This window comes from Saccharothrix sp. CCNWYY140 (assembly GCF_037401995.1).
GTDB lineage: Bacteria > Actinomycetota > Actinomycetes > Mycobacteriales > Pseudonocardiaceae > Actinosynnema.
The window spans coordinates 21,762-40,337 of record NZ_JBBEGC010000030.1 but is presented as its reverse complement, the minus strand read 5'-3'; the positions used below and the strand labels follow the sequence as shown (position 1 = coordinate 40,337).

At 73.2% G+C, this 18,576-nt stretch carries 16 protein-coding genes and 1 pseudogene; 6 read left to right on the top strand and 11 right to left on the bottom strand.

The features are described 5' to 3' along the window. Nucleotides 1-8 precede the first annotated feature (8 nt). Both WBN91_RS16420 and WBN91_RS16415 read right to left on the bottom strand, forming a co-directional pair. Nucleotides 9-323: a WXG100 family type VII secretion target gene (locus WBN91_RS16420; RefSeq protein ID WP_121225123.1), complete on the bottom strand. Its 315-nt coding sequence runs from the start codon at nucleotides 321-323 to the stop codon at nucleotides 9-11. Beyond that, nucleotides 320-820 carry a YbaB/EbfC family nucleoid-associated protein gene (locus WBN91_RS16415; RefSeq protein ID WP_337724578.1) on the bottom strand — a complete coding sequence of 167 codons (501 nt, stop codon included), beginning with the start codon at nucleotides 818-820 and terminating at the stop codon, nucleotides 320-322. Before WBN91_RS16415 ends, WBN91_RS16420 begins: the two co-directional genes overlap by 4 nt. 111 nt (nucleotides 821-931) lie before the next feature. Here WBN91_RS16415 and WBN91_RS16410 point away from each other — a divergent pair, with 111 nt between their 5' ends. From WBN91_RS16410 to WBN91_RS16395, 4 genes and pseudogenes are all read left to right on the top strand, one after another. Continuing rightward, entirely contained in the window at nucleotides 932-2,152 is a 1,221-nt protein-coding gene (locus tag WBN91_RS16410; protein WP_337724577.1) for an MFS transporter, read from the top strand. Beyond that, nucleotides 2,139-3,095, top strand: coding sequence for a DMT family transporter (locus WBN91_RS16405; RefSeq protein WP_337724576.1), 957 nt, complete (start codon nucleotides 2,139-2,141; stop codon nucleotides 3,093-3,095). Before WBN91_RS16410 ends, WBN91_RS16405 begins: the two co-directional genes overlap by 14 nt. Before the next feature lie 16 nt (nucleotides 3,096-3,111). Beyond that, nucleotides 3,112-3,951: pseudogene (locus tag WBN91_RS16400) on the top strand (bifunctional methylenetetrahydrofolate dehydrogenase/methenyltetrahydrofolate cyclohydrolase); the annotation flags it as partial. A 113-nt stretch (nucleotides 3,952-4,064) separates the two neighbouring features. After that, nucleotides 4,065-4,358 carry a DUF3017 domain-containing protein gene (locus WBN91_RS16395; RefSeq protein WP_337724610.1) on the top strand — a complete coding sequence of 98 codons (294 nt, stop codon included), beginning with the start codon at nucleotides 4,065-4,067 and terminating at the stop codon, nucleotides 4,356-4,358. Here WBN91_RS16395 and WBN91_RS16390 read toward each other — a convergent pair. Continuing rightward, nucleotides 4,348-5,562 carry a reverse transcriptase family protein gene (locus WBN91_RS16390; protein ID WP_337724575.1) on the bottom strand — a complete coding sequence of 405 codons (1,215 nt, stop codon included), beginning with the start codon at nucleotides 5,560-5,562 and terminating at the stop codon, nucleotides 4,348-4,350. The genes WBN91_RS16395 and WBN91_RS16390 overlap by 11 nt on opposite strands. A 270-nt stretch (nucleotides 5,563-5,832) precedes the next feature. Between WBN91_RS16390 and WBN91_RS16385 the strand changes: the two genes are divergently transcribed. After that, nucleotides 5,833-6,396, top strand: a complete 564-nt coding sequence (locus WBN91_RS16385) for a dihydrofolate reductase family protein (protein ID WP_337724574.1) — start codon at nucleotides 5,833-5,835, stop codon at nucleotides 6,394-6,396. A gap of 372 nt (nucleotides 6,397-6,768) precedes the next feature. Here the strand turns inward: WBN91_RS16385 and WBN91_RS16380 are convergent, their stop codons facing one another. The 4 genes from WBN91_RS16380 to WBN91_RS16365 all read right to left on the bottom strand — a co-directional run bounded on the left by WBN91_RS16380 (nucleotide 6,769) and on the right by WBN91_RS16365 (nucleotide 12,917). After that, entirely contained in the window at nucleotides 6,769-10,065 is a 3,297-nt protein-coding gene (locus WBN91_RS16380; RefSeq protein WP_337724573.1) for an error-prone DNA polymerase, read from the bottom strand. 2 nt (nucleotides 10,066-10,067) lie between these two features. Beyond that, nucleotides 10,068-10,340, bottom strand: coding sequence for a hypothetical protein (locus tag WBN91_RS16375; protein ID WP_337724572.1), 273 nt, complete (start codon nucleotides 10,338-10,340; stop codon nucleotides 10,068-10,070). Beyond that, nucleotides 10,340-11,911, bottom strand: a complete 1,572-nt coding sequence (locus WBN91_RS16370) for a DNA polymerase Y family protein (RefSeq protein WP_337724571.1) — start codon at nucleotides 11,909-11,911, stop codon at nucleotides 10,340-10,342. Before WBN91_RS16370 ends, WBN91_RS16375 begins: the two co-directional genes overlap by 1 nt. A 100-nt stretch (nucleotides 11,912-12,011) precedes the next feature. Then, nucleotides 12,012-12,917 carry a hypothetical protein gene (locus WBN91_RS16365; protein WP_337724570.1) on the bottom strand — a complete coding sequence of 302 codons (906 nt, stop codon included), beginning with the start codon at nucleotides 12,915-12,917 and terminating at the stop codon, nucleotides 12,012-12,014. Between the two features lie 190 nt (nucleotides 12,918-13,107). Here WBN91_RS16365 and WBN91_RS16360 point away from each other — a divergent pair, with 190 nt between their 5' ends. Beyond that, nucleotides 13,108-13,929 carry a hypothetical protein gene (locus WBN91_RS16360; protein WP_337724569.1) on the top strand — a complete coding sequence of 274 codons (822 nt, stop codon included), beginning with the start codon at nucleotides 13,108-13,110 and terminating at the stop codon, nucleotides 13,927-13,929. A 51-nt stretch (nucleotides 13,930-13,980) separates the two neighbouring features. Here WBN91_RS16360 and purH read toward each other — a convergent pair whose 3' ends face one another. The 4 genes from purH to WBN91_RS16340 all read right to left on the bottom strand — a co-directional run bounded on the left by purH (nucleotide 13,981) and on the right by WBN91_RS16340 (nucleotide 18,475). Beyond that, nucleotides 13,981-15,564, bottom strand: coding sequence for a bifunctional phosphoribosylaminoimidazolecarboxamide formyltransferase/IMP cyclohydrolase (purH, locus tag WBN91_RS16355; RefSeq protein WP_337724568.1), 1,584 nt, complete (start codon nucleotides 15,562-15,564; stop codon nucleotides 13,981-13,983). Continuing rightward, nucleotides 15,561-16,223 (bottom strand): phosphoribosylglycinamide formyltransferase, encoded by a 663-nt coding sequence (gene purN, locus WBN91_RS16350; protein WP_337724567.1) that lies wholly within the window; start codon nucleotides 16,221-16,223, stop codon nucleotides 15,561-15,563. The genes purH and purN overlap by 4 nt, the downstream gene beginning before the upstream one ends. A 28-nt stretch (nucleotides 16,224-16,251) precedes the next feature. Next, nucleotides 16,252-17,676: a cell division protein PerM gene (locus WBN91_RS16345; protein ID WP_337724566.1), complete on the bottom strand. Its 1,425-nt coding sequence runs from the start codon at nucleotides 17,674-17,676 to the stop codon at nucleotides 16,252-16,254. Nucleotides 17,677-17,812: 136 nt separating this feature from the next. Beyond that, nucleotides 17,813-18,475: a DUF5336 domain-containing protein gene (locus WBN91_RS16340; protein WP_337724565.1), complete on the bottom strand. Its 663-nt coding sequence runs from the start codon at nucleotides 18,473-18,475 to the stop codon at nucleotides 17,813-17,815. Nucleotides 18,476-18,576 lie beyond the last annotated feature (101 nt).

Sequence of the window (18,576 nt, the reverse complement as noted above, 5' to 3'; positions counted from 1 at the left end):
AAAAAACGTCAGTAGGTCCGGGAGATCCCGGTCGCGTTGCCCTGGTCGGACCCCTCGTAGGCGTCGGCCGACTGGTCGACGCCGGTCCGGATGTCCTGCAACGCCTTGGCGAGGTTCTTGAAGGCGTCCAGGGTCGCCGTGGAGTTCGGCACGTACTGCTGTGCGAACGCCTGCCCGGACTCGTCGCCACCCCAGCACTGGCCCTCCGCCTGGAGAGCGCCGTTCAACGCCTGGAAGACGCCGTCCAACGAGTCACCGGCCGCGCTGAACTGCGCGCCACCGCGCCGCATTCCGGCCACATCTACCTGGAAGCCGCCGTTCACCAGCCACTCCTGTCCATGATGCTGTCGCCGTCCTCGTCATCGGGTCGAGCGGGAGCCCGGCGCGGCGGCGTCGCGGTCGGCACGGCCGGCGGCTGCGGGATCAGGTCGGCCAGCGACGGCACACCCGGCAGCAACTCGGACAGGTCGACGCTCGCGCCCTGCTGGGCCGGGGCCAGGACCTCGGTGACCTCGGTGCGGGCCTTGGCGATGGCCTGGAGCACGGTCTCCGTGGTGAGCCGGGCCAGCTTGTCCGGCGTGGTGCGTTCGAACGCGTTGGGCGAGAACTCCAGCGACGTCAACGCGCCCGTGGAGTCCACCGAGGCGCGCACGCTGCCGTCCTTGGACACCGCCGTGGCGCTGACCGCTTGGGCCCGCGCGGCGGTCTCGTGCAGTTCCGCCGTCTTGGTGCGCAGCTCCGCGAGGAGGCTGTCGACGCGCTCGCGCATGGCGGCGTTGCGCGCCTCCAACTCGGCTCGGCGTCCGGTGGGATCGGTCACAGCTGTCCCCTCGCTCGTGCCCTCCAGAAGGTGCAGACGCTAGCCGAGGGCTCCGGGTTCCCGTCGATATTCGGGCCGGTTTTGTCGGGGGTCGGGTGCAGAGTGGGGGCCGTGCTCCGGCCCTACCGCGAACTCGCCTCCGTCCCTGGACTGCCCGCCCTGCTCATGTGGTCGCTGTTGGGGCGCATCCACATGCCGGGCACACCGCTGGCCTCGTCGTTCCTGATCGCCGGGTGGACCGGGTCCTACACGGCGGCGGGCCTGGTCGGCGGGGCGTTCGCGGTCGGGCTGGGGGCGGCGAGCCCGTTGCGCGGCCGGGCCGCCGACCGGAGTCCGGCGAGCCGGTTGCTGCTGGTCACAGCCCTGGGTTACGGCGCGGCGATCACCGCGGCGGGGGTCGTCCCGCTGGTGCTGCCGCCGTCGTGGTGGCCGTTGTCGGTGCTGGTGGCGGCGGTCGCGGGGATCATGATGCCGCCGGTCACGCCGATCAGCCGCGCCACCTACCCCCGCATGGCCACGGGCTCGGCGGGCACGGCCGTGTTCACCGTCGAGGCCTCCATGCAGGAGGTGATCTACGTGATCGGGCCGGCGCTGACCGCGATGGTGGTGGCGTTCGTCAACCCGCAGGTCGCGCTGTGGATGTGCGGGGCGCTGGCCGTGCTGGGCGCGTTCGGGTTCCGGGCGGCGCTGCGGCGGGCCGGGATGGACGAGCCGGTGCCCGGCGGGGAGAAGCACACCGGGCGGACGCTGCTGGCGGACCGGTCGATGGTGTTCGCGCTGTCCACGGGGTTCTGCATCGTCGCGGCGCTGCTGACCATCGACCTGGTGATCATCGCGTGGGCGCGGGACCTGGGGCGGCCGGGCCTGGCGGGCGTGCTGACGGCGGTGTGGGGCGTCGGGTCGGTGCTGGGCGGGCTGATCGCGGGCGGTCTGCACGGCGAGCCGCGCTTCACCCGGCGGATGGTGCTGCTGGCACTGGGCGTGGTGGCGCTGGTGCCGGTGCTGCCGCCGGTCGTGGAGCCGTCGTCGGTGTGGTTGATCGGGCTGGTGCTGGGCGTCGGCGGGATGGCCATCGCGCCCGCGATCGCCGCCAACAACACCCGGATCAGCGACATCGCGCCGGACGGGCGCAAGGCCGAGGCGTTCGGGTGGCTGGGCGCGTTCACCACGGCCGGGCAGGCGGCGTTCCTGCCGATCGCGGGGTGGCTGCTGGACCTCGTCGGACCGGCCGCGGCGGCGGGGTCGAGCGCGGTGGCGGCACTCCTGGGCGTGGTGCTGGCCAGCCGGGTGCGGGTGCCGGCGGGCGCGGGGGCGGTGCGTGCCGTTGGCTGAGGCGGTGACGTCGCGGGAGGCGGTGCGGGTTCGGGTCGGCGGGGCGCTCGTGGCGTTCGTCGGCGGCGTGTTCCTGGCGGCGCAGGGACGGCTGAACGGCGAACTGGGGCACGTGTTCCGGGACGGGTTCCTGGCCGCGCTGGTGTCGTTCGGCGGCGGGTTGCTGCTGATGCTGCTGATCGTCCTGCCGGCACGGGCCGGTCGGGCGGGGCTGGGGCGGTTGCGGAACGCCTTGCGGGACGGGCGGATCCGGTGGTGGCAGTGCGTCGGCGGCGCGTGCGGGGCGTTCTTCGTGTCCACGCAAGGGCTGACGGTCGCCGCGCTGGGCGTCGCCGCGTTCACCGTCGCGGCGGTGGCGTCGCAGGTGGTGAGCAGCCTGGTGGTGGACAAGGCGGGGCTCGGGCCGACGCGGCAGCCGCTGACCGTGCCGCGCGTGGTGGGTGCGGTGCTGGCCGTGCCCGCGGTGGCCGTGGCGGTGGCGGACGACTTCGCCTCGCCGTCCGCGCTGTGGTTGGCGGTGCTGCCGGCGCTCGCGGGCATCGGGCTGGGCTGGCAGCAGGCGGTGAACGGGCTGGTCCGAGAGGCGGCGGGCAGCACCCGCGTGACGACGCTGGTCAACTTCTCCACCGGGACCGCCGTGCTGCTCGCGGTGTGCGCGGTGGACGTCGCCGTGCGCGGGTTCCCCGCCGCCGCGCCGAGCGGGCCGTGGTTCTACGCGGGTGGCGCGCTCGGGATCTGCACGATCGGGTCGGCGGTGCTCGCGGTCCGCTGGATCGGGGTGCTGCTGGTCGGGTTGGCGCAGGTCGCGGGCCAGTTGGTGGGCGCGGTGGGCGTCGACGTGATCGTCCCGGCGGGCGAGTCGCGGCTGTCCGTCACGACCGTCGTGGGCACGGTGTTGACGCTGCTGGCGGTGGCGGTCGCCGCGCTGCCGAGCCGCCGGTGATGCGAAGATGGGGCGCGTGACGGCGACGATCCTCAACGGCAGGGCCACCCGGGACGCGATCTTCGACGACCTGCGGGCGCGGGTCGCGGCGCTGGTCGAGCGGGGGGTGACGCCGGGCCTGGCCACCGTCCTGGTCGGCGACGACCCCGGCTCCCACTCGTACGTGAAGGGCAAGCACGCCGCGTGCGCGAAGGTCGGCATCACGTCGATCCGCCGCGACCTGCCCGCCGACACCACGCAGGAGCAGCTGGAAGCCGTCATCGACGAGCTGAACGCCGACCCCGCGTGCACCGCTTACATCGTGCAGTTGCCGCTGCCCAAGCACTTGGACGCGAACCGGATCTTGGAACGCATCGACCCGGCGAAGGACGGCGACGGCCTGCACCCGGTCAACCTGGGCAAGCTGGTGCTCGGCGACGAGGCGCCGCTGCCCGCCACCCCGCGCGGTGTGGTCGAACTGCTGCGCCGCTACGACGTGCCGATCGCTGGCGCGAACGTGACCGTCGTCGGGCGCGGGGTGACGGTCGGGCGGCCCATCGGGCTGCTGCTGACCCGGCGCAGCGAGAACGCCACCGTGACCCTGTGCCACACCGGGACCAAGGACCTCGCCGCCGAGGTGCGGCGGGCGGACATCGTGGTCGCGGGCGCGGGCAGCCCCGGTCTGATCACCGCCGACATGGTGAAGCCGGGTGCGGCGGTGGTGGACGTCGGCATCACCCGGACCGAGGCCGGGCTGGTCGGGGACGTGCACCCGGACGTGGCTTCGGTGGCCGGGTTCCTCGCCCCGATCCCCGGTGGCGCCGGGCCGATGACCATCGCGATGCTGCTGACCAACACGGTCGAGGCGGCTGAGCGCGGCTTGGCGGCTGCTGGTGCGGGCTCGGGTGCTGGCTCGGCTGCGGGCTCGGGCTCGGCTGCTGGTGCGGGTGTGGGGTCGGGCTCGGTGGAGGGCTGAGGGCGGTGGAGCTGATGCCGGAGCAGCGCTGGCGGTCGGCGGCGGGCCAACACCTGCCGTTCGCGCTGGTGGTCGGGGTGGTCGTGCTGGGCATCCTGCGGATCGTGCAGTACCACTGGCGGCAGGGCGCGGTGCTGATCGGAGTCGCGCTGCTGCTGGCGGCGCTGCTGCGGGTGCTCGTGACCGACGAGCAGGCCGGCCTGATCGCGATCCGCAGCCGGAGCGTGGACGCCCTGCTGTACTCGGCGTTCGGGTTCTCGGTCATCGTGGTGGCGATGACCATCATCGGCGGTCCGCTCAGCCGCTGATCGCGTCGAGCAACGCGGTCAGCTTGGCCCGCCTGGCGGGCCGGCCGGCGGACACCCACTCCACCCGGCCGCGCAGGTGTGCCCGGAAATCCGGGTGGTTGTGCCGGTTCTGCGACTCCAGGCCGTGCTGGGCGCAGTTGTGCAGGACGGCCCGCAGATCGTCGTACTCGGCGCGGGAGGCGGCCGGGGTGTCGTTGACGACCAGACCCGCGAGCCGTTGCCGCTGGTGCTCGGCGGCGATGCGGGTCTTGCGCGGGTTGAGCCGGAAACCTTCGCCCTCCACGGCTTTCCGCACGCCGGGCAGCAGGCGGTGCAGGGGCAGGTCGTCGCCGCCGGAGAACGCGAGGTCGTCGGCGTACCGGGTGTAGGTGGCGCCGAGGGTGCGGGCCAGGCCCGTGAGGCGACGGTCGAGGTTGCGCGCGATCACGTTCGCGGTGGCCGGTGAGCTGGGCGCGCCCTGCGGGAGGTGCGGTGCGGCGAAGCGACGGCGCTGCTGCCAGTCGGCGGCGTGGAGCGCTTCCGGTGGGGTGCGGGTGGTGAGCAGGCCCGTCAGCGCGGCGGCCACGGCGGGCGGGTAGCCCTGGGCGGTGAGCCGGCCCCGCAGGCGCGCGCCCGTGACGGAGGTGAAGAAGCCTTCGAGGTCCAGACGGACGACCAGCGGTTTTCCGGCGTGGGGCGCGGCGAAGGTCGTGATGGACCGGCCCTTGCGGAAGCCGTGCGCCGCGTCGTGGACGTCGAGCCGGTCGAGCAGGTGGCGGACCAGGCGGCGCTGGAGTTCGGCCAGGCGGGGTTTCGGTGATTCGATCAGCCGGCGGCCGTGCGACCGGCTCGGGACCCACCAGGTTCGGTAGTGGCGCAGGGGTTGCTCGGCGTGGCGGTTCCAGGCGCGGGCGTCGGCGAACCAGGCCAGCTCGCCGATGTCGAGGTCGAGGGCACGGGCCAGGTCGGCGGTGGTTTCCCAGCGCGGAACTTCGCCCCGCCAACGGGGTCGTCGGTGTTCCTCGGGTGGCTCCACCTTGAGGTCGCCGACCAGGCGGACGAGGGAAGGCGCGCCGCCGGGTGGGGCGGTCGGGCTGAGGTTGAGCAGTCGGACGGCCAGGTCTTCCGCGGGGATCGGCCCGAGGACGTCGGCAAGGCGCTCGACCAGGCCACCGCGATCCCACGGCCCGTCGAGGACGGCTTCGGCTTGGGCTTCCGTCAGCATGCGCGGCCCACGGGGTGCGACGGCGTGGCGCGACGCTTTCTCCGCCACGTCGGGCAGCCAAGCACGCGGAGCGTGCCGTCCTGCCTTGGGCGCAGTGGGTTCTTCGAGTCGTGCTCCCAGGGGTTGCCCCTGAGGGGCGGTGTTCCAACCGCCTGCTCGCTGCCACGCCGCCGCACGGTGGCCAGGATAGGCACTTGACAACCACTACAGTCAAAGTACTACAGTCGCAGTTGTCAAAAACCGAGTCACCCTCACGGGAGCGGAAAACGCATGCGAAACCTGACCTACCTGGTCGCGATGTCCCTCGACGGCTTCATCGCCGCGCCGGACGGCACCTACGCCGACTTCCTGTTCGAGGGCGACCACATGGCGGCGCTGTTCGAGGAGTACCCGGACGCCCTGCCGACCGCGGCCCGCCAGGCCCTGGGCCTGGACGACGTGCCGAACCGGACGTTCGACACGGTGCTGATGGGCCGTGCCACGTACGAGGTGCCCGGCGGCCTGCCGAGCCCTTACGCGCACCTGCGGCAGTACGTCGTGTCGAGCACCCTGACCGGGACGCCGTCGGACGTGACGGTCATTTCGGACGACGTCGTGACGGCGGTGCGGGAGTTGAAGGCGGAGTCCGGTTTGGACATCTGGCTGTGCGGCGGCGGCAAGCTGGCGGCGACGCTCGCGTCGGAGATCGACAAGCTGGTGCTCAAGGTGCACCCCATCGTGCTGGGCCGGGGCGTGCCGCTGTTCGACGGGGAGTTCCCTGTCCACAGGTTCGCCAAGATCGAGACCCGGACCTTCGCGACGGGCGTAGCCTTCACGACGTACACGCGCTCTTGATCACACTTTCCGGTGAACAACCGCCGGAAATGTACGAAAACACCGTTACCGCCCCTCGGTGAACACATGGAACCCCGCGAGAACCACCCCACCACCCCGCTCCCACCCGCACCCCCGACTCCAGCACCCGCCGCGATCCCACATGGGGCCGGCAGCCCGGCCCGGGTCCGGGAGGCCATCGCGGTCGGTGCGGAGGCGGGGAGCTGCCGCGACTGGGGCCTGACCGGGCCGGCGCGGGTCTGGTCGGGAATGCGGCGGGCACGGTGGGAGAGGTGGGTCCGGCCATAACGGCTGGACCGGCCGCAGCAGCGGGTCCGGCTTGCGGCAGCGGGACCAGCGGGCGGCCGAGGCCCCCGGGACCGGCCCGGGGCGTCAGCGGAAGTCTCGGGAGCGAGAGGGGATCTTCAGGGGGAGGTGGGTCAGGCGGGTGGCTCGGATGCTGATCACGCCCTCCGCCTTCTCCAGCACGCCGCGCACGAGGAGGGCCGGGCTGGTCCTCGCGACCTTGCGGTAGCGGGTCCACAGGCCCGTGGTGCAGACGACGTTGACCATGCCGGTCTCGTCCTCGATGTTCAGGAACGTCACGCCGCCTGCCGTCGCCGGTCGTTGGCGGTGGGTCACGGCGCCGCCGATGAGGACCGTGGTGCGGTCCGGCACCGTGGACAGGGCCGACACCCGGAGGACGCCCAGGGTGTCGAGGTGGTCGCGGACGAACTCCGTCGGGAAGCTGGTCGGGGACAGGCTCATCGCCCACACGTCGGCCGTCGCCAGCTCGACCTCGTCCATGCCGGGGAGGGTGGGCGCGTCGGTGCCGACCGTGGTGTGGGGCAGGCGGTCCGGGCGGATGCCGGCGACCGCGCCCGCGGCCCACAGGGCCTGCCGGCGGTCCAGGCCGAAGCTGGTGAACACGCCCGCGGTGGCCAGGGATTCGGCTTGGGTGGTGGTCAGGCGGACGCGGGTGCCCAGGTCGGCCATGTCGCGGTACGGGCCGGAAGCGCGTTGGGCGACGATGGTGTCCGCCAGGCCCTGGCCGATGTTGCGGATGCCGGCCAGGCCGATGCGGACGGCCGGTTTGCCGTTCGCGTGCTCGACGGTGGCGTGCGGGAGGCTCGCGTTGATGTCCGGGCCGAGCACCTCGACGCCGTGCCGGCGGGCGTCCGCGACCAGGGACTGGGGTGAGTAGAACCCCATCGGCTGCGCGCGCAGCAGGGCCGCGCAGAACGCCGCCGGGTGGTAGAGCTTGAACCACGCGCTCACGAACACCAGGTGGGCGAAGCTCAGCGCGTGGCTCTCGGGGAAGCCGAAGTTCGCGAACGCCAGGAGCTTCGCGTAGACCTGCTCGATCAGCTCCTCGTCCAGGCCGTTGGCCAAGGCGCCCTGGTGGAAGCGCTCCCGCAGGCGTTCCATGCGGTGCGTCGAGCGCTTCGCGCCCATCGCCCGGCGCAGCTCGTCGGCCTCGGCGGGCGTGAAGTCGGCCACGTCCACGGCGATCTGCATCAGCTGCTCCTGGAACAGCGGCACGCCAAGGGTTTTCTGCAACGCGCCGGCCAGCAGCGGGTGGTCGTGGGTCCACTTCTCCTGGCCGTTGCGCCGCCGGATGTACGGGTGCACCGAACCGCCCTGGATCGGACCCGGGCGGATCAGGGCCACCTCCACCACCAGGTCGTAGAACACGCGCGGCTTCAGGCGCGGCAGGGTCGCCATCTGCGCCCGGCTCTCCACCTGGAAAACCCCGACGGAATCGGCCTTCTGCAACATCTCGTACACGCGCTCGTCGGTCAGGTCGATCCTGCCCATGTCGACGTCCACGCCCTCGTGCTCGCGCACCAGGTCGATCGCGTAGTGCAGCGCCGACAGCATCCCCAGGCCCAGCAGGTCGAACTTGACCAGCCCGATGGACGCGCAATCGTCCTTGTCCCACTGGAGCACGGTCCGGTCCGCCATGCGCCCGTTCTCCACCGGGCACACCTCGCTCACCGGCCGGTCGCAGATGACCATGCCGCCGGAGTGGATGCCCAGGTGTCGCGGGAAGTTCTCCAGCTGCGCGGCCAGCTCCAGCACCGGCCCTGGAATCCCGGAATCCTCCACAGTGGACCGAAGCGGTCCCCAGCGGTCGATCTGCTTGCTCCACGCGTCCTGCTGGCCGACCGAGTGGCCCAACGCCCTGGCGACGTCCCGGATCGCCGACCGCGCGCGGTAGCTGATGACGTTCGCCACCTGCGCCGCGTGCCGCCGCCCGTACTTGCCGTAGACGTACTGGATGGCCTCCTCGCGGCGGTCCGACTCGATGTCCAGGTCGATGTCCGGCGGCCCGTCGCGGGCGGGCGCGAGGAAGCGCTCGAAGAGCAGGTCGAACCGGACCGCGTCGACGTTGGTGATGCCCAGCGCGAAGCACACCGCCGAGTTCGCCGCCGACCCGCGCCCCTGGCACAGGATGTCGTTGCGGCGGCAGAAGTCCACGATGTCGTGCACCACCAGGAAGTACCCCGGGAACCCGAGCTCCTCGATGATCCGCAGCTCGTGCTCGACCTGCCGGTACGCCTTGGGGTTCTCCTCCGGCGAGCCGTAACGCCGCCGCGCGCCCGCGTACGTGAGCTTGCGCAGGTAGCTGTTCTCGTCCTCGCCGGGCGGGACGTCGAACGGCGGCAGCTCGGGCGCGATGAGCTTGAGGTCGAACGAGCACTGCAACCCCAGCACGGCCGCGCGGTGCACCGCGCCGGGGAACCGCGCGAACCGGCGCGCCATCTCCTCCCCCGACCGCAGGCACGCCGTGCGCCCCGGCGGCAACCACCCGGTCATCTCGTCCAGGCTGCGCCGCGCCCGCACGGCCGCCATCGCCGCCGCCAACCTCCCCCGCGACGGCACCGCGTAGTGCACGGCGTTCGTCGCGACGGTCGGCAACCCCAGCTCGGCCGCCATGCCCCACAGCAGGTCGTTGCGCGGACCGTCCTCCGGGTAGCCGTGGTCGGTCAGCTCGACGTACACGCGGTCCGCGCCGTACAGGTCGACCAGCCGCCGCAGCGCCGCGAACGCCGCCTCCGGACCACCCGCCGCCAACGCCCGCCGCACCGAGCCCTTGCGGCACCCGGTCAGCACGACGCACTCGTCCCGCGTGTCCGCGACGACCTGGTCCAGCGAGTACACCGGACGGCCCTTCTCGCTGCCCTCCGCCAGCTGGCCGGTGGTGATGGTGCGGCACAGCGCGTGGTAGCCGTTCTTGTTGGTGGCCAGCAGCAGCAGGTGCTCGCCCTCCGGGTCGGGGAACCCGTTCTGCGGCGCGGACAGGCCCAGGCTCAGCTCGGTGCCGAACACCGTGCGCACGCCCAGCTCCTTGGCGGCCTCGGCGAACCGGACCACGCCGTACATGCCGTCGTGGTCGGTGATCGCGATGCCGTCCAGGCCGAGCTGCTGCGCGGCCTCGACCAGCTCCTCGGGGTGGCTCGCGCCGTCGAGGAAGCTGAAGTTGGAGTGGCAGTGCAGTTCGACGTACGGGACGCGGGTGCGGGTCGCGCCCAGCTCGTCGACCTTGACCGCGAAGTCCGGCGGCGCCTCGTAGCGGTCGCGGTGCCGGGTCCAGGCCGGGCTGTCACCGCCGTCGGGCAGCGGTGGCTTGCCGGACAGCGCGCGTTCCAGCTCCGACCAGCGGACCGGCGGGTTGTTCCAGCCCATGCTCAGAACAGCTCGTCGGGCGCCCGGCGGGGCAACGGGACCAACGGCGGCGCCCACCCGAAACGGGTGGAGTACGCGGGCTCGGAGCCACCACCGCGACCGAACGCCGGCGCGGAGCCGGTGTCGAAGCCGCGCCCGGGCTCGAACACCGGCGCGGGGCCGGGGCTGCTGCCCGCGCCGGCCCCGAAAGCCGCACTCAGGCCGGTGCCCGGTTCGTAGCCGTCCAGCCAGTCGCCCCGGCCACCGCCCTCGGCCTCGAAGAAATCGGCAGACATCAGTCGTACACCCCTTCCACCGCCCACTTCCCGCCCGCGCGGATCAGCAGGCAGGCCAGCTCTTCCCCGTCCGGCGCGGACCCCAGGACCTGGAGGCGGGCGGCCCGCACGGCGGTGTCCTCGTCCCACCACCGCTCGTCCACCGGCCACGGACCCGACCACGCCACGACCCGCCACGACCGTCCACCGCGGACCAGCCGGTCCGGTCGGCCGACCAGCTCCGCGTACCCGGTGACCACGACGTCGCCGCCCGCCGCGTCCACCAGCACCACCGGTTCGGGGTCCGCGAACACCGTCGCCGGCGACGGCGCGGGCAGGCGGCCCGGCCACGGCGGGTCCGGGTCGGTCACGGGCGCCCGCTCGTCGCCCCACGGCACCAGGCGCACCCGCTCGACCGGTCCCCGACCGCCCTGGAGCACCGGGGTGAGCACGGCGTCCGGCCCGAGCAGGCCTTGGACGTGCACCATCGCGCGGGCGGCGCGCTCGGCGGCCTCCCCTTGGTCCTGGCCCGCGCCCGGCCACAGGCCGAGCTGGAGCGCGGCGGCGTCGACGACCTCCTCCGGGTCGAGCTGGAGCAGGTGCAGGCCGGAGGTCAGGCGTGCGCGGGTCAGCCAGCCGTCGAGCTGCCAGCGCACCCGGTCCGCGATGCCCTGCGGCGTCAGGGGATCGGCGCAGCGCCACACCCGGCGCAGCTGCTCGCCGTGCTCGGTGGTGGCCTGGATGCCCAGCCGCGTGCACGCCAGACCGCGGTCGGCCAGCACCCGGTGCAGGCGTTCGGCCAGGGCCTTCGCGGCGAACGCGGCGGCGTCGACCCGGTCCACGGGCGGGTCGAGGGCCTGCGTGACGGACAGCTCCGGCGGCGGCCGGCGCCGCGCCCGCGGGCGTTCCTCCAGGCCGCCGGCGAGGCGGTGGGCCAGCACGGCGTCCCGACCGAACCGGCTGGCGACGTCCCGCTCCGGGACCGCGGCGAACGCGCCGAGCGTGCGCAGTCCCAAGCGCCGCAACAGGTCCACCAGGTCGGCGCGGTCCGGGCGGTGCTCGGCGGGCGGGTCCAGCTCGTGGACGCCCAGCGGGGCGAGGAACTCGCGCGCGCCACCGGACGGGACGACCGCACCGCGCTGCGCGGCCAGCGTCGCGGCGAACAGGCCGTCGGCGAACCCCACCTGCGCCTCGACGCCCGCGTGCACGGCGACGTGGTCCACGATCCGCTCCGCCGCCCGTTCGGGTGAACCCCAGTAACCGACCGGGCCGCGCGCGGGGACGGCCACGAGACCGGGCCGGACCACCTCGATGCCCGGCGCCAACTCCTCGACGGCGGCGGCGACCGGTTCGAACAGGCGGGCGTCCCGGACGTCGTCGTGGTCGAAGACCACCAGTTCGGGGCACAGGCTCTGCGCGGTGCGCTTGCGCTGACCACGCCGGACGCCCTCGGCCCGCGCCACGGCGGAGCAGGCGACAACCGCGTTGTCGCGCACGACGGCGGCCGGCACGTGCGGCGGCAGGGCGGCTTCGGCGCAGGCGGCGACGACCGGCCAGTCCGGGCACCAGACGGCGAGCGTGTAGCGGCTCATCGGGGCACACCCCCGAACCGGGTCCAGCCCCCGACCCGCCACGGCGCGACCCCTGGCGATCCGGTGGACAACCAGCCGAGCAGACGGCACAGCACGGCGCTCACCCCGCTTCCGCCGGAACCGCTTGCAACACGCGCTCCGCCCGGAGCGACTCGCCCGCGCCACCCCGGGGCGACTCACCCGCACCGACCCGAGGCGGCTCACCCGCGCCCGCCCAGGCCTGTTCGGCCGCGCCGGCCCAGCCTTGTTCGCCCGCGCCGGTCCAGGCCTGTTCGGCCGCACCAGTCCAGGCTTGCTCGCCCGCGCCGGCCCGAGCCTGCTCGGGTGTGCGCCAGGACTGTTCCCGCGCGGGGAGGCCGTGCAGGGTTGGCCCCTCCCGCGCGGGAACGCCTGGCAGGGACAGCACCGCGGTCCGTTCCCGCGCGGCGGACCCCCGGCCGCTCGCGTGGACGGTCACGGTGCGACCGGTGAGCAGGCCGTGGCCCTCGCCCAGGCCCGTCCACCGGCTGGAGGCGACGCGCAGCTCCACGTCGGCGCCGGGCCAGCCGATCCCGAACGGCAGCAGGACGGCCTTGCGGTGCCGTGCCCGCGCGGAGAGCTTGCGCGCGGTCGCGGGCGTCACCGGAGCGGCCACCGACACGAGGTCGAAGCCGTCCAGCAACGCCGCCACGGTGCGCTCGACCTCGCCCCGGTCCCGACCGGGACGGGGCACGAACGCGAGGCGGTGGACGGCCACCCCCAACTCGGCCGCCGCGAGCGCCCCACACCGCGGCAGCCCGACCACCGCCGCCCAGCACCCTTCCGCCGTCGCCTCGGCCACCAGCGTGAGCAGCAACGATGTCGACCCGCGCACCGACACCGTGCTGCCCCGCCGCAGGCCGCCCCACGGGAGGATCCCCGCCAGTTCCCCGCGAACCGGCAGAGCCCGAGCCGATGCCGTGGCCGACTCGCCGGCCGCGCCTACCCCGAGCGCGACCAACGTCGCCGTTGCCGACCTGGACGACACCAACCCTCCTCCCACGAATCCGCGCGCACCCCTGTGCGCGGATCGCCGTGGGAAGCCGGCGACCTGTCCGTCGAACACCTGTTCGAACGACGGCACGATCTTATCCCCTCCGGACCACCCGGTGTCAATGGCCACGACCGGGTGACTGGCAGACTGCGGCCCGACGCTTCCGCGACGCACGGGGGGAACCGTGAACGCTCCTCAGAACTGGCCCCAGCAGCCACAACAGCCCCATCAAGCCCAACCCGGCCACGGTCCCGGCCCCGGCGCGCAGGCCCCCGGCTACGGCCCGCCGCAAGGCGCACCCGGCTACGGCGCACCCCAGGGCGCACCCGGCTACGGCCAACCCGGCCCCGGCTACGGCGCACCGGGTGGTTACGGCCCCCAGCCGCCGAAGAAGAAGCGGACCGGCCTGGTAGTCGGCATCCTGGTCGCCGTCGTCCTCCTGGTCGTCGGTGGCGTCTTCGGCTCGATGTACCTGGAGTACACAGAGGACGTCGGCGGCGGCCCCGGCGAGGAGCCCACCGAGGTGTGCGCGATCAGCGACGCCCTGAAGCAGCAGGCGAAGACCAGCAGCTTCCGGCTGGTAGTCAAGCCGGACGACGGCAAGTCCGGCCTCAAGCACAGCCACTGCATGTGGGAGCAGGCCAAGGGCAAGGACGGCACGAACCCCCGGAAGCTGAGCATCCACGTCTACGACTACCGGGTCCACCTCAAGGACCCGAAGAAGAACCTGGAGTCGGCGGAGAGCGAGTACGCGAGCCTCGCCCAGTTCCCCCTGGAGGGCGACCAGGCCAAGCCCACCGACGGCCTCGGCGACCAGGCGACCTACATCAAGCCCGGCATCGGCACCGACAAGACCCACATCGGACTGGTCATGCGCAAGGGCGAGATCGTCTACCTGATCGACTACTTCGGCCGCGACAAGGGCTTCTTCAGCGACTCGGAGTTCCCGGCCGACCAGGCCGAGGCCGTCGTCCGCAAGACCGCCGAGGAAATGCTCGCCAAGTAACGCGAAAGCCGCGCGGCCCCAGCAGGACCGCGCGGCTTTCCCGTCGATGACTCAGTGCGCGAAGTGGCGCGTCCCCGTCAGGTAGACGGTCGCACCAGCAGCTTCCGCCGCCGCGATGACCTCCGCGTCCCGCACGGACCCACCCGGCTGCACGACCGCGCGAACGCCGGCCTCCAGCAGGACCTCCAGCCCGTCCGGGAACGGGAAGAACGCGTCGGAGGCCGCCACGGACCCGCGTGACCGGTCACCGGCCCGCGCCACCGCCAAGCGCGCCGCATCGACGCGGTTGACCTGGCCCATGCCCGCGCCCACGGTGGCGCCGCCGGAGGCCAGGAGGATGGCGTTGGACTTCACCGCGCGGCAGGCGCGCCAGGCGAAGGCCAGGTCCGCCAGGCCCGAAGCGTCCAAGGGCTCGCCGCAGGCCAGGGTCCACTTGGCCGGGTCGTCGCCCTCGGCCTCGATGGTGTCCACGGTCTGGAGCAGCAGGCCGCCGGACACCGGTCGCAGTTCCGCGCCGCCGCGCGTCGGCTCCGAGGCGACCAGGATGCGCACGTTCTTCTTGCGCGCCAACACGTCCACCGCACCGTCGGCGTACGACGGTGCGACGATCACCTCGGTGAAGATCTCCGCGACCTGCTCGGCCAGCTCGACGGTCACCTCGCGGTTGACCGCGATGACGCCGCCGAACGCCGACAGCGGGTCGCACGCGTGGGCCTTGCGGTGGGCGTCGGCGATGGCGCCGGGACCGTCTACAGAGGACACCGCGATGCCGCACGGGTTGGCGTGCTTGATGATCGCCACGCACGGCAGGGTGTGGTCCCATGCCGCGCGCCACGCCGCGTCGGCGTCGACGAAGTTGTTGTAGGACATCTCCTTGCCGTGCAGCTGCTGCGCGGTCGCGAGGCCCGTGCGGCCGTCGCCCTGCGTGTACAGGGCCGCCTTCTGGTGCGGGTTCTCGCCGTAGCGCAGCACCTGCTTGCGGTTCCAGGTGGCGCCGACCCAGCCGGGGAAGCCGGAGCCCTCGTCGTCGGGGCTGAGGACGTTGCCCATCCACGACGCCACGGCCACGTCGTAGGACGCGGTGTGCCGGAACGCCGCCGCCGCCAGGCCCTGCCGGTCGGCCAGGGTGAAGCCGCCCTCGGCGACCTGCGCGAGCACCCACTCGTACCGGGCCGGGTCCACGACGACGGCCACGCTCGCGTGGTTCTTCGCCGCCGCGCGCACCATCGCCGGGCCGCCGATGTCGATCTGCTCGACGCACTCCTCGGGCGACGCGCCGGACGCCACGGTCTGCGTGAACGGGTACAGGTTCACCACCAGCAGGTCGAACGGCGCGATGTCCAGCTCGCGCAGCTTCTCGACGTGCTCGGGCTTGCGGGTGTCGGCGAGCAGACCGGCGTGCACGCGCGGGTGCAGCGTCTTCACCCGGCCGTCGAGCACCTCGGGGAACCCGGTCACGCGCTCCACCGGGGTGACCGGCACGCCCGCGTCGGCCAGGGTCTTGGCCGTGCCGCCGGTGGAGACGATCTCGACTCCGGCCGCGTGCAGGCCGGTGGCCAGTTCCAGCAGCCCCGACTTGTCGGACACCCCGATCAGGGCCCGACGAACCGGTCGCCTCTCGGCAGGAGTGGTCACGGGATGCTCACCTTTCGTCCGTTCACGGTGCAGCCCTCGCGGGCCAGGCGGGCGACGACGTCGACGAGCAGCCGCCGCTCCACCACCTTGATGCGCTCGTGCAGGCTGTCGACGTCGTCACCGGCGCCGACGACGACGGCTTCCTGGGCCAGGATCGGCCCGGTGTCCACGCCGCCGTCCACGAGGTGCACGGTGGCGCCGGTGACCTTGACGCCGTAGTCCAGGGCGTCGCGGACGCCGTGCGCGCCAGGGAAGGCGGGCAGCAGCGCGGGGTGGGTGTTGACCATCCGGCCGCCGAAGCGGGCCAGGAAGGCCGGGCCGAGGATCTTCATGAACCCGGCGGAGACCACCAGGTCGGGCTCGTGCGCGGCGACGGCGTCGGCCAGGGCGGTGTCCCACTCGTCGCGCGACGCGTGGTCCTTGAGGCGCACGGTGAACGTGGGCACGTCGGCGCGTTCGGCGCGGGTCAGCCCTTCGATGCCGGTCCGGTCGGCGCCGACCGCCACCACCTCGACGGGGTAGCCCGGGTCGGCCGCGGCGTCCAGCAGCGCCTGCATCAGGGTGCCGGAGCCGGAGACGAGGACGACGACCCGCGCGGGGTTGGGAAGCCGGAGTGTGGTCTCGGCGCTCAGCGTGCTCTCCTTGCTGGGGACTGTCACAGCAGCTCAGGAGCAGCCTAAGCGGTGGCTAGTCGCGCTTGCCGGCCAGGTCCTCCGGCTCGTCCTCTTCCTCGTCCGCCGGGTCTTCCGGGTCTTCGGGCTCGCTGTCGTCTTCCTCGGCGACGGGCTCCGGTTCTTCTTCGTAGTCCTCTTCTTCTTCGGCTTCTTCTTCGAGTTCTTCGAGGTCTTCCTCGTACTCCTCGTCGTCCTCTTCGTCGTCGAAGTCCTCGTCCTCGTAGTCCTCGTCCTCGAGGTAGTCCTCGTCCTCGACGACTTCCTCCTCGGGCTCCTCCTCCTCGACCACCCGCGGCGGTCGGGGACCGGCGAACCACGCCACCACCGCGCCGGGCACCGCGATCCACCCGATCGTGAGCACGGCCAGCAGTCCGGCCGGGATGGTGACCGGGGTGAACGCGCCGCCGCCCAGGCTGCCGCCGGACACCGCCGCCAGCACGAGCGTCCCGACGCCCGCGGTCACCGCCGCGACCAGCACGGCCCGCACCCGCGCCCTGGGCGTCCCGGCCGCCGTGCGCAGCGCGTACCCGACCAGCACACCGATCGCGCCGGGCAGGACGAGCACCAGCGGCAGCAGCGGCGACTGCTGCTCCGGCATGGCCGCCAGCAGCGGCACGGCCGGCACCGGACCACCGGTGAACGTGATCGGCCCGACCGTGGCCGCGCCGATGGAGAACCCGGCGCCGGTCACGTAGGACAGGGCGCCGACCACGGCGTTGGGCAGGTACCCCAGACACAGCAGCCAGATGCCGAGGCCGGTGCCGAGCGTGCCGCCCGTCTGGTCGAACAGCGAACTGGTCAGCGGCCACGACACCACCAGCCCGAACGCGAACAGCAGCGCCCCGCACGCGGTCAACGCGAACAACGCCATCGCGCCCGCGCGCAGCCCGTGCCGGGCCACCGGGTCGATCCGCTCGAACACCACCTCGACCAGCCCGCACCGCTGCGCCACGCCGGCGACAGCCGCGACCCCGGACACGGCCGCGCACCCGAAGAACGCCACGGCCGGCGTCGCCCGCACCACGCCCTCGTCGCCCATCAGGAACGAGATCATCCCGCCGGTCACGGCGTGCGCGGACGCGATGCTGATGACCACTCCGCGCGCCTGCAACGGCTCGAACAGCCCCAGCCGGTCCGCCGCGCCGGCCGCCGCGCGCGAGACCAGCAGCATCAGCAGGACGGTCGGCAGCAGCGGCAGGACGCCGAGCTGTCCGCCGTCGAACCGCAGCGGCACGTGGTGGGCGACCAGCCAGCCCGGGGCGGACGCGGCCAGCACCCCGGTGGTGGAGAACTTGGCGTGCGCGGCCGTCGAGGACACCAGCGCCAGCAAGGCGGCGACAGCGGCATAGCTGACCACCACGGACCCGGCGGCGGTCATGGCCAACACCCGCGCCCGCTCACCCCGGGAGAACTCGGGCGGGCGCACGGACTCGGTCACGGCAGCGTGCGAAGGCGGCGTTTGCACCGGCATGTCCCCAGGCTCTCAGTCCGATTGATCCGTTCAGGTGAGGCTCGCCGAGCACGGCAAGAGGGGTGGCACCGCGTGTGCGGTGCCACCCCTCTCGGACGGAAGATCAGGCCTGCGGCTGCTGCCCGAAACCACCGGGCGGCGTGCCCTGCTGCTGGCCCGGCTGGTTGAACTGGCCCGGCTGCGGCATGTAGGAGGTGGGCTGCGGCGCGCCCGGCTGCTGCTGCTGGGGCTGCACCGGCGACCCGAACTGGCCCGACGGCGGGCTGAACTGACCCGGCTGCTGCTGCGGCGGGGCCTGGTGGCCCGGCTGCGGGAAGCCACCGGACTGCGGGTTCCAGCCGCCCGGCTGGCCGTAGGGGTTGGCGGGCTTGGGCTCCAGCTTCAGGACGCCCGCGTCCAGCAGCAGGCTCCCCACGACGGCCGCGGTCTGGAGGAGGGCGACCAGCAGGAGCACGATCTGCATGCCCTTGGTGTCGGCCTCGCTCTTGATCATGCCCTGGAGGAACAGCAGGGTCGGCACGGCGGTGAGCACCGCGGCGGCGGGCAGCAGGCGCGGCATCTTCGGCAGCACCGACAGCCCGGACAGCACGCCCGCCGCGAGCAGCAGGTCGATGCTGGACGTGGACACGTCGTCGGCGAACGCGAGCAGGTAGGCGATGAGCCCCAGGCCCGCACCGACCAGCGGGAGGATGAAGTTCAGGTTCACGCCCACCGGTTGCTGCGCCGGACCCGGCTGCTGCTGAGGTGCGCCGTACGGCACGGACATGGTGAGGTCTCCTCCTCCACCGACGGACTAAAAGGCAACGACAGAACGCTAGCCGATGCACACTCTCCGACGACGACCGGACCTCTTCGGTTCCCCCGAAC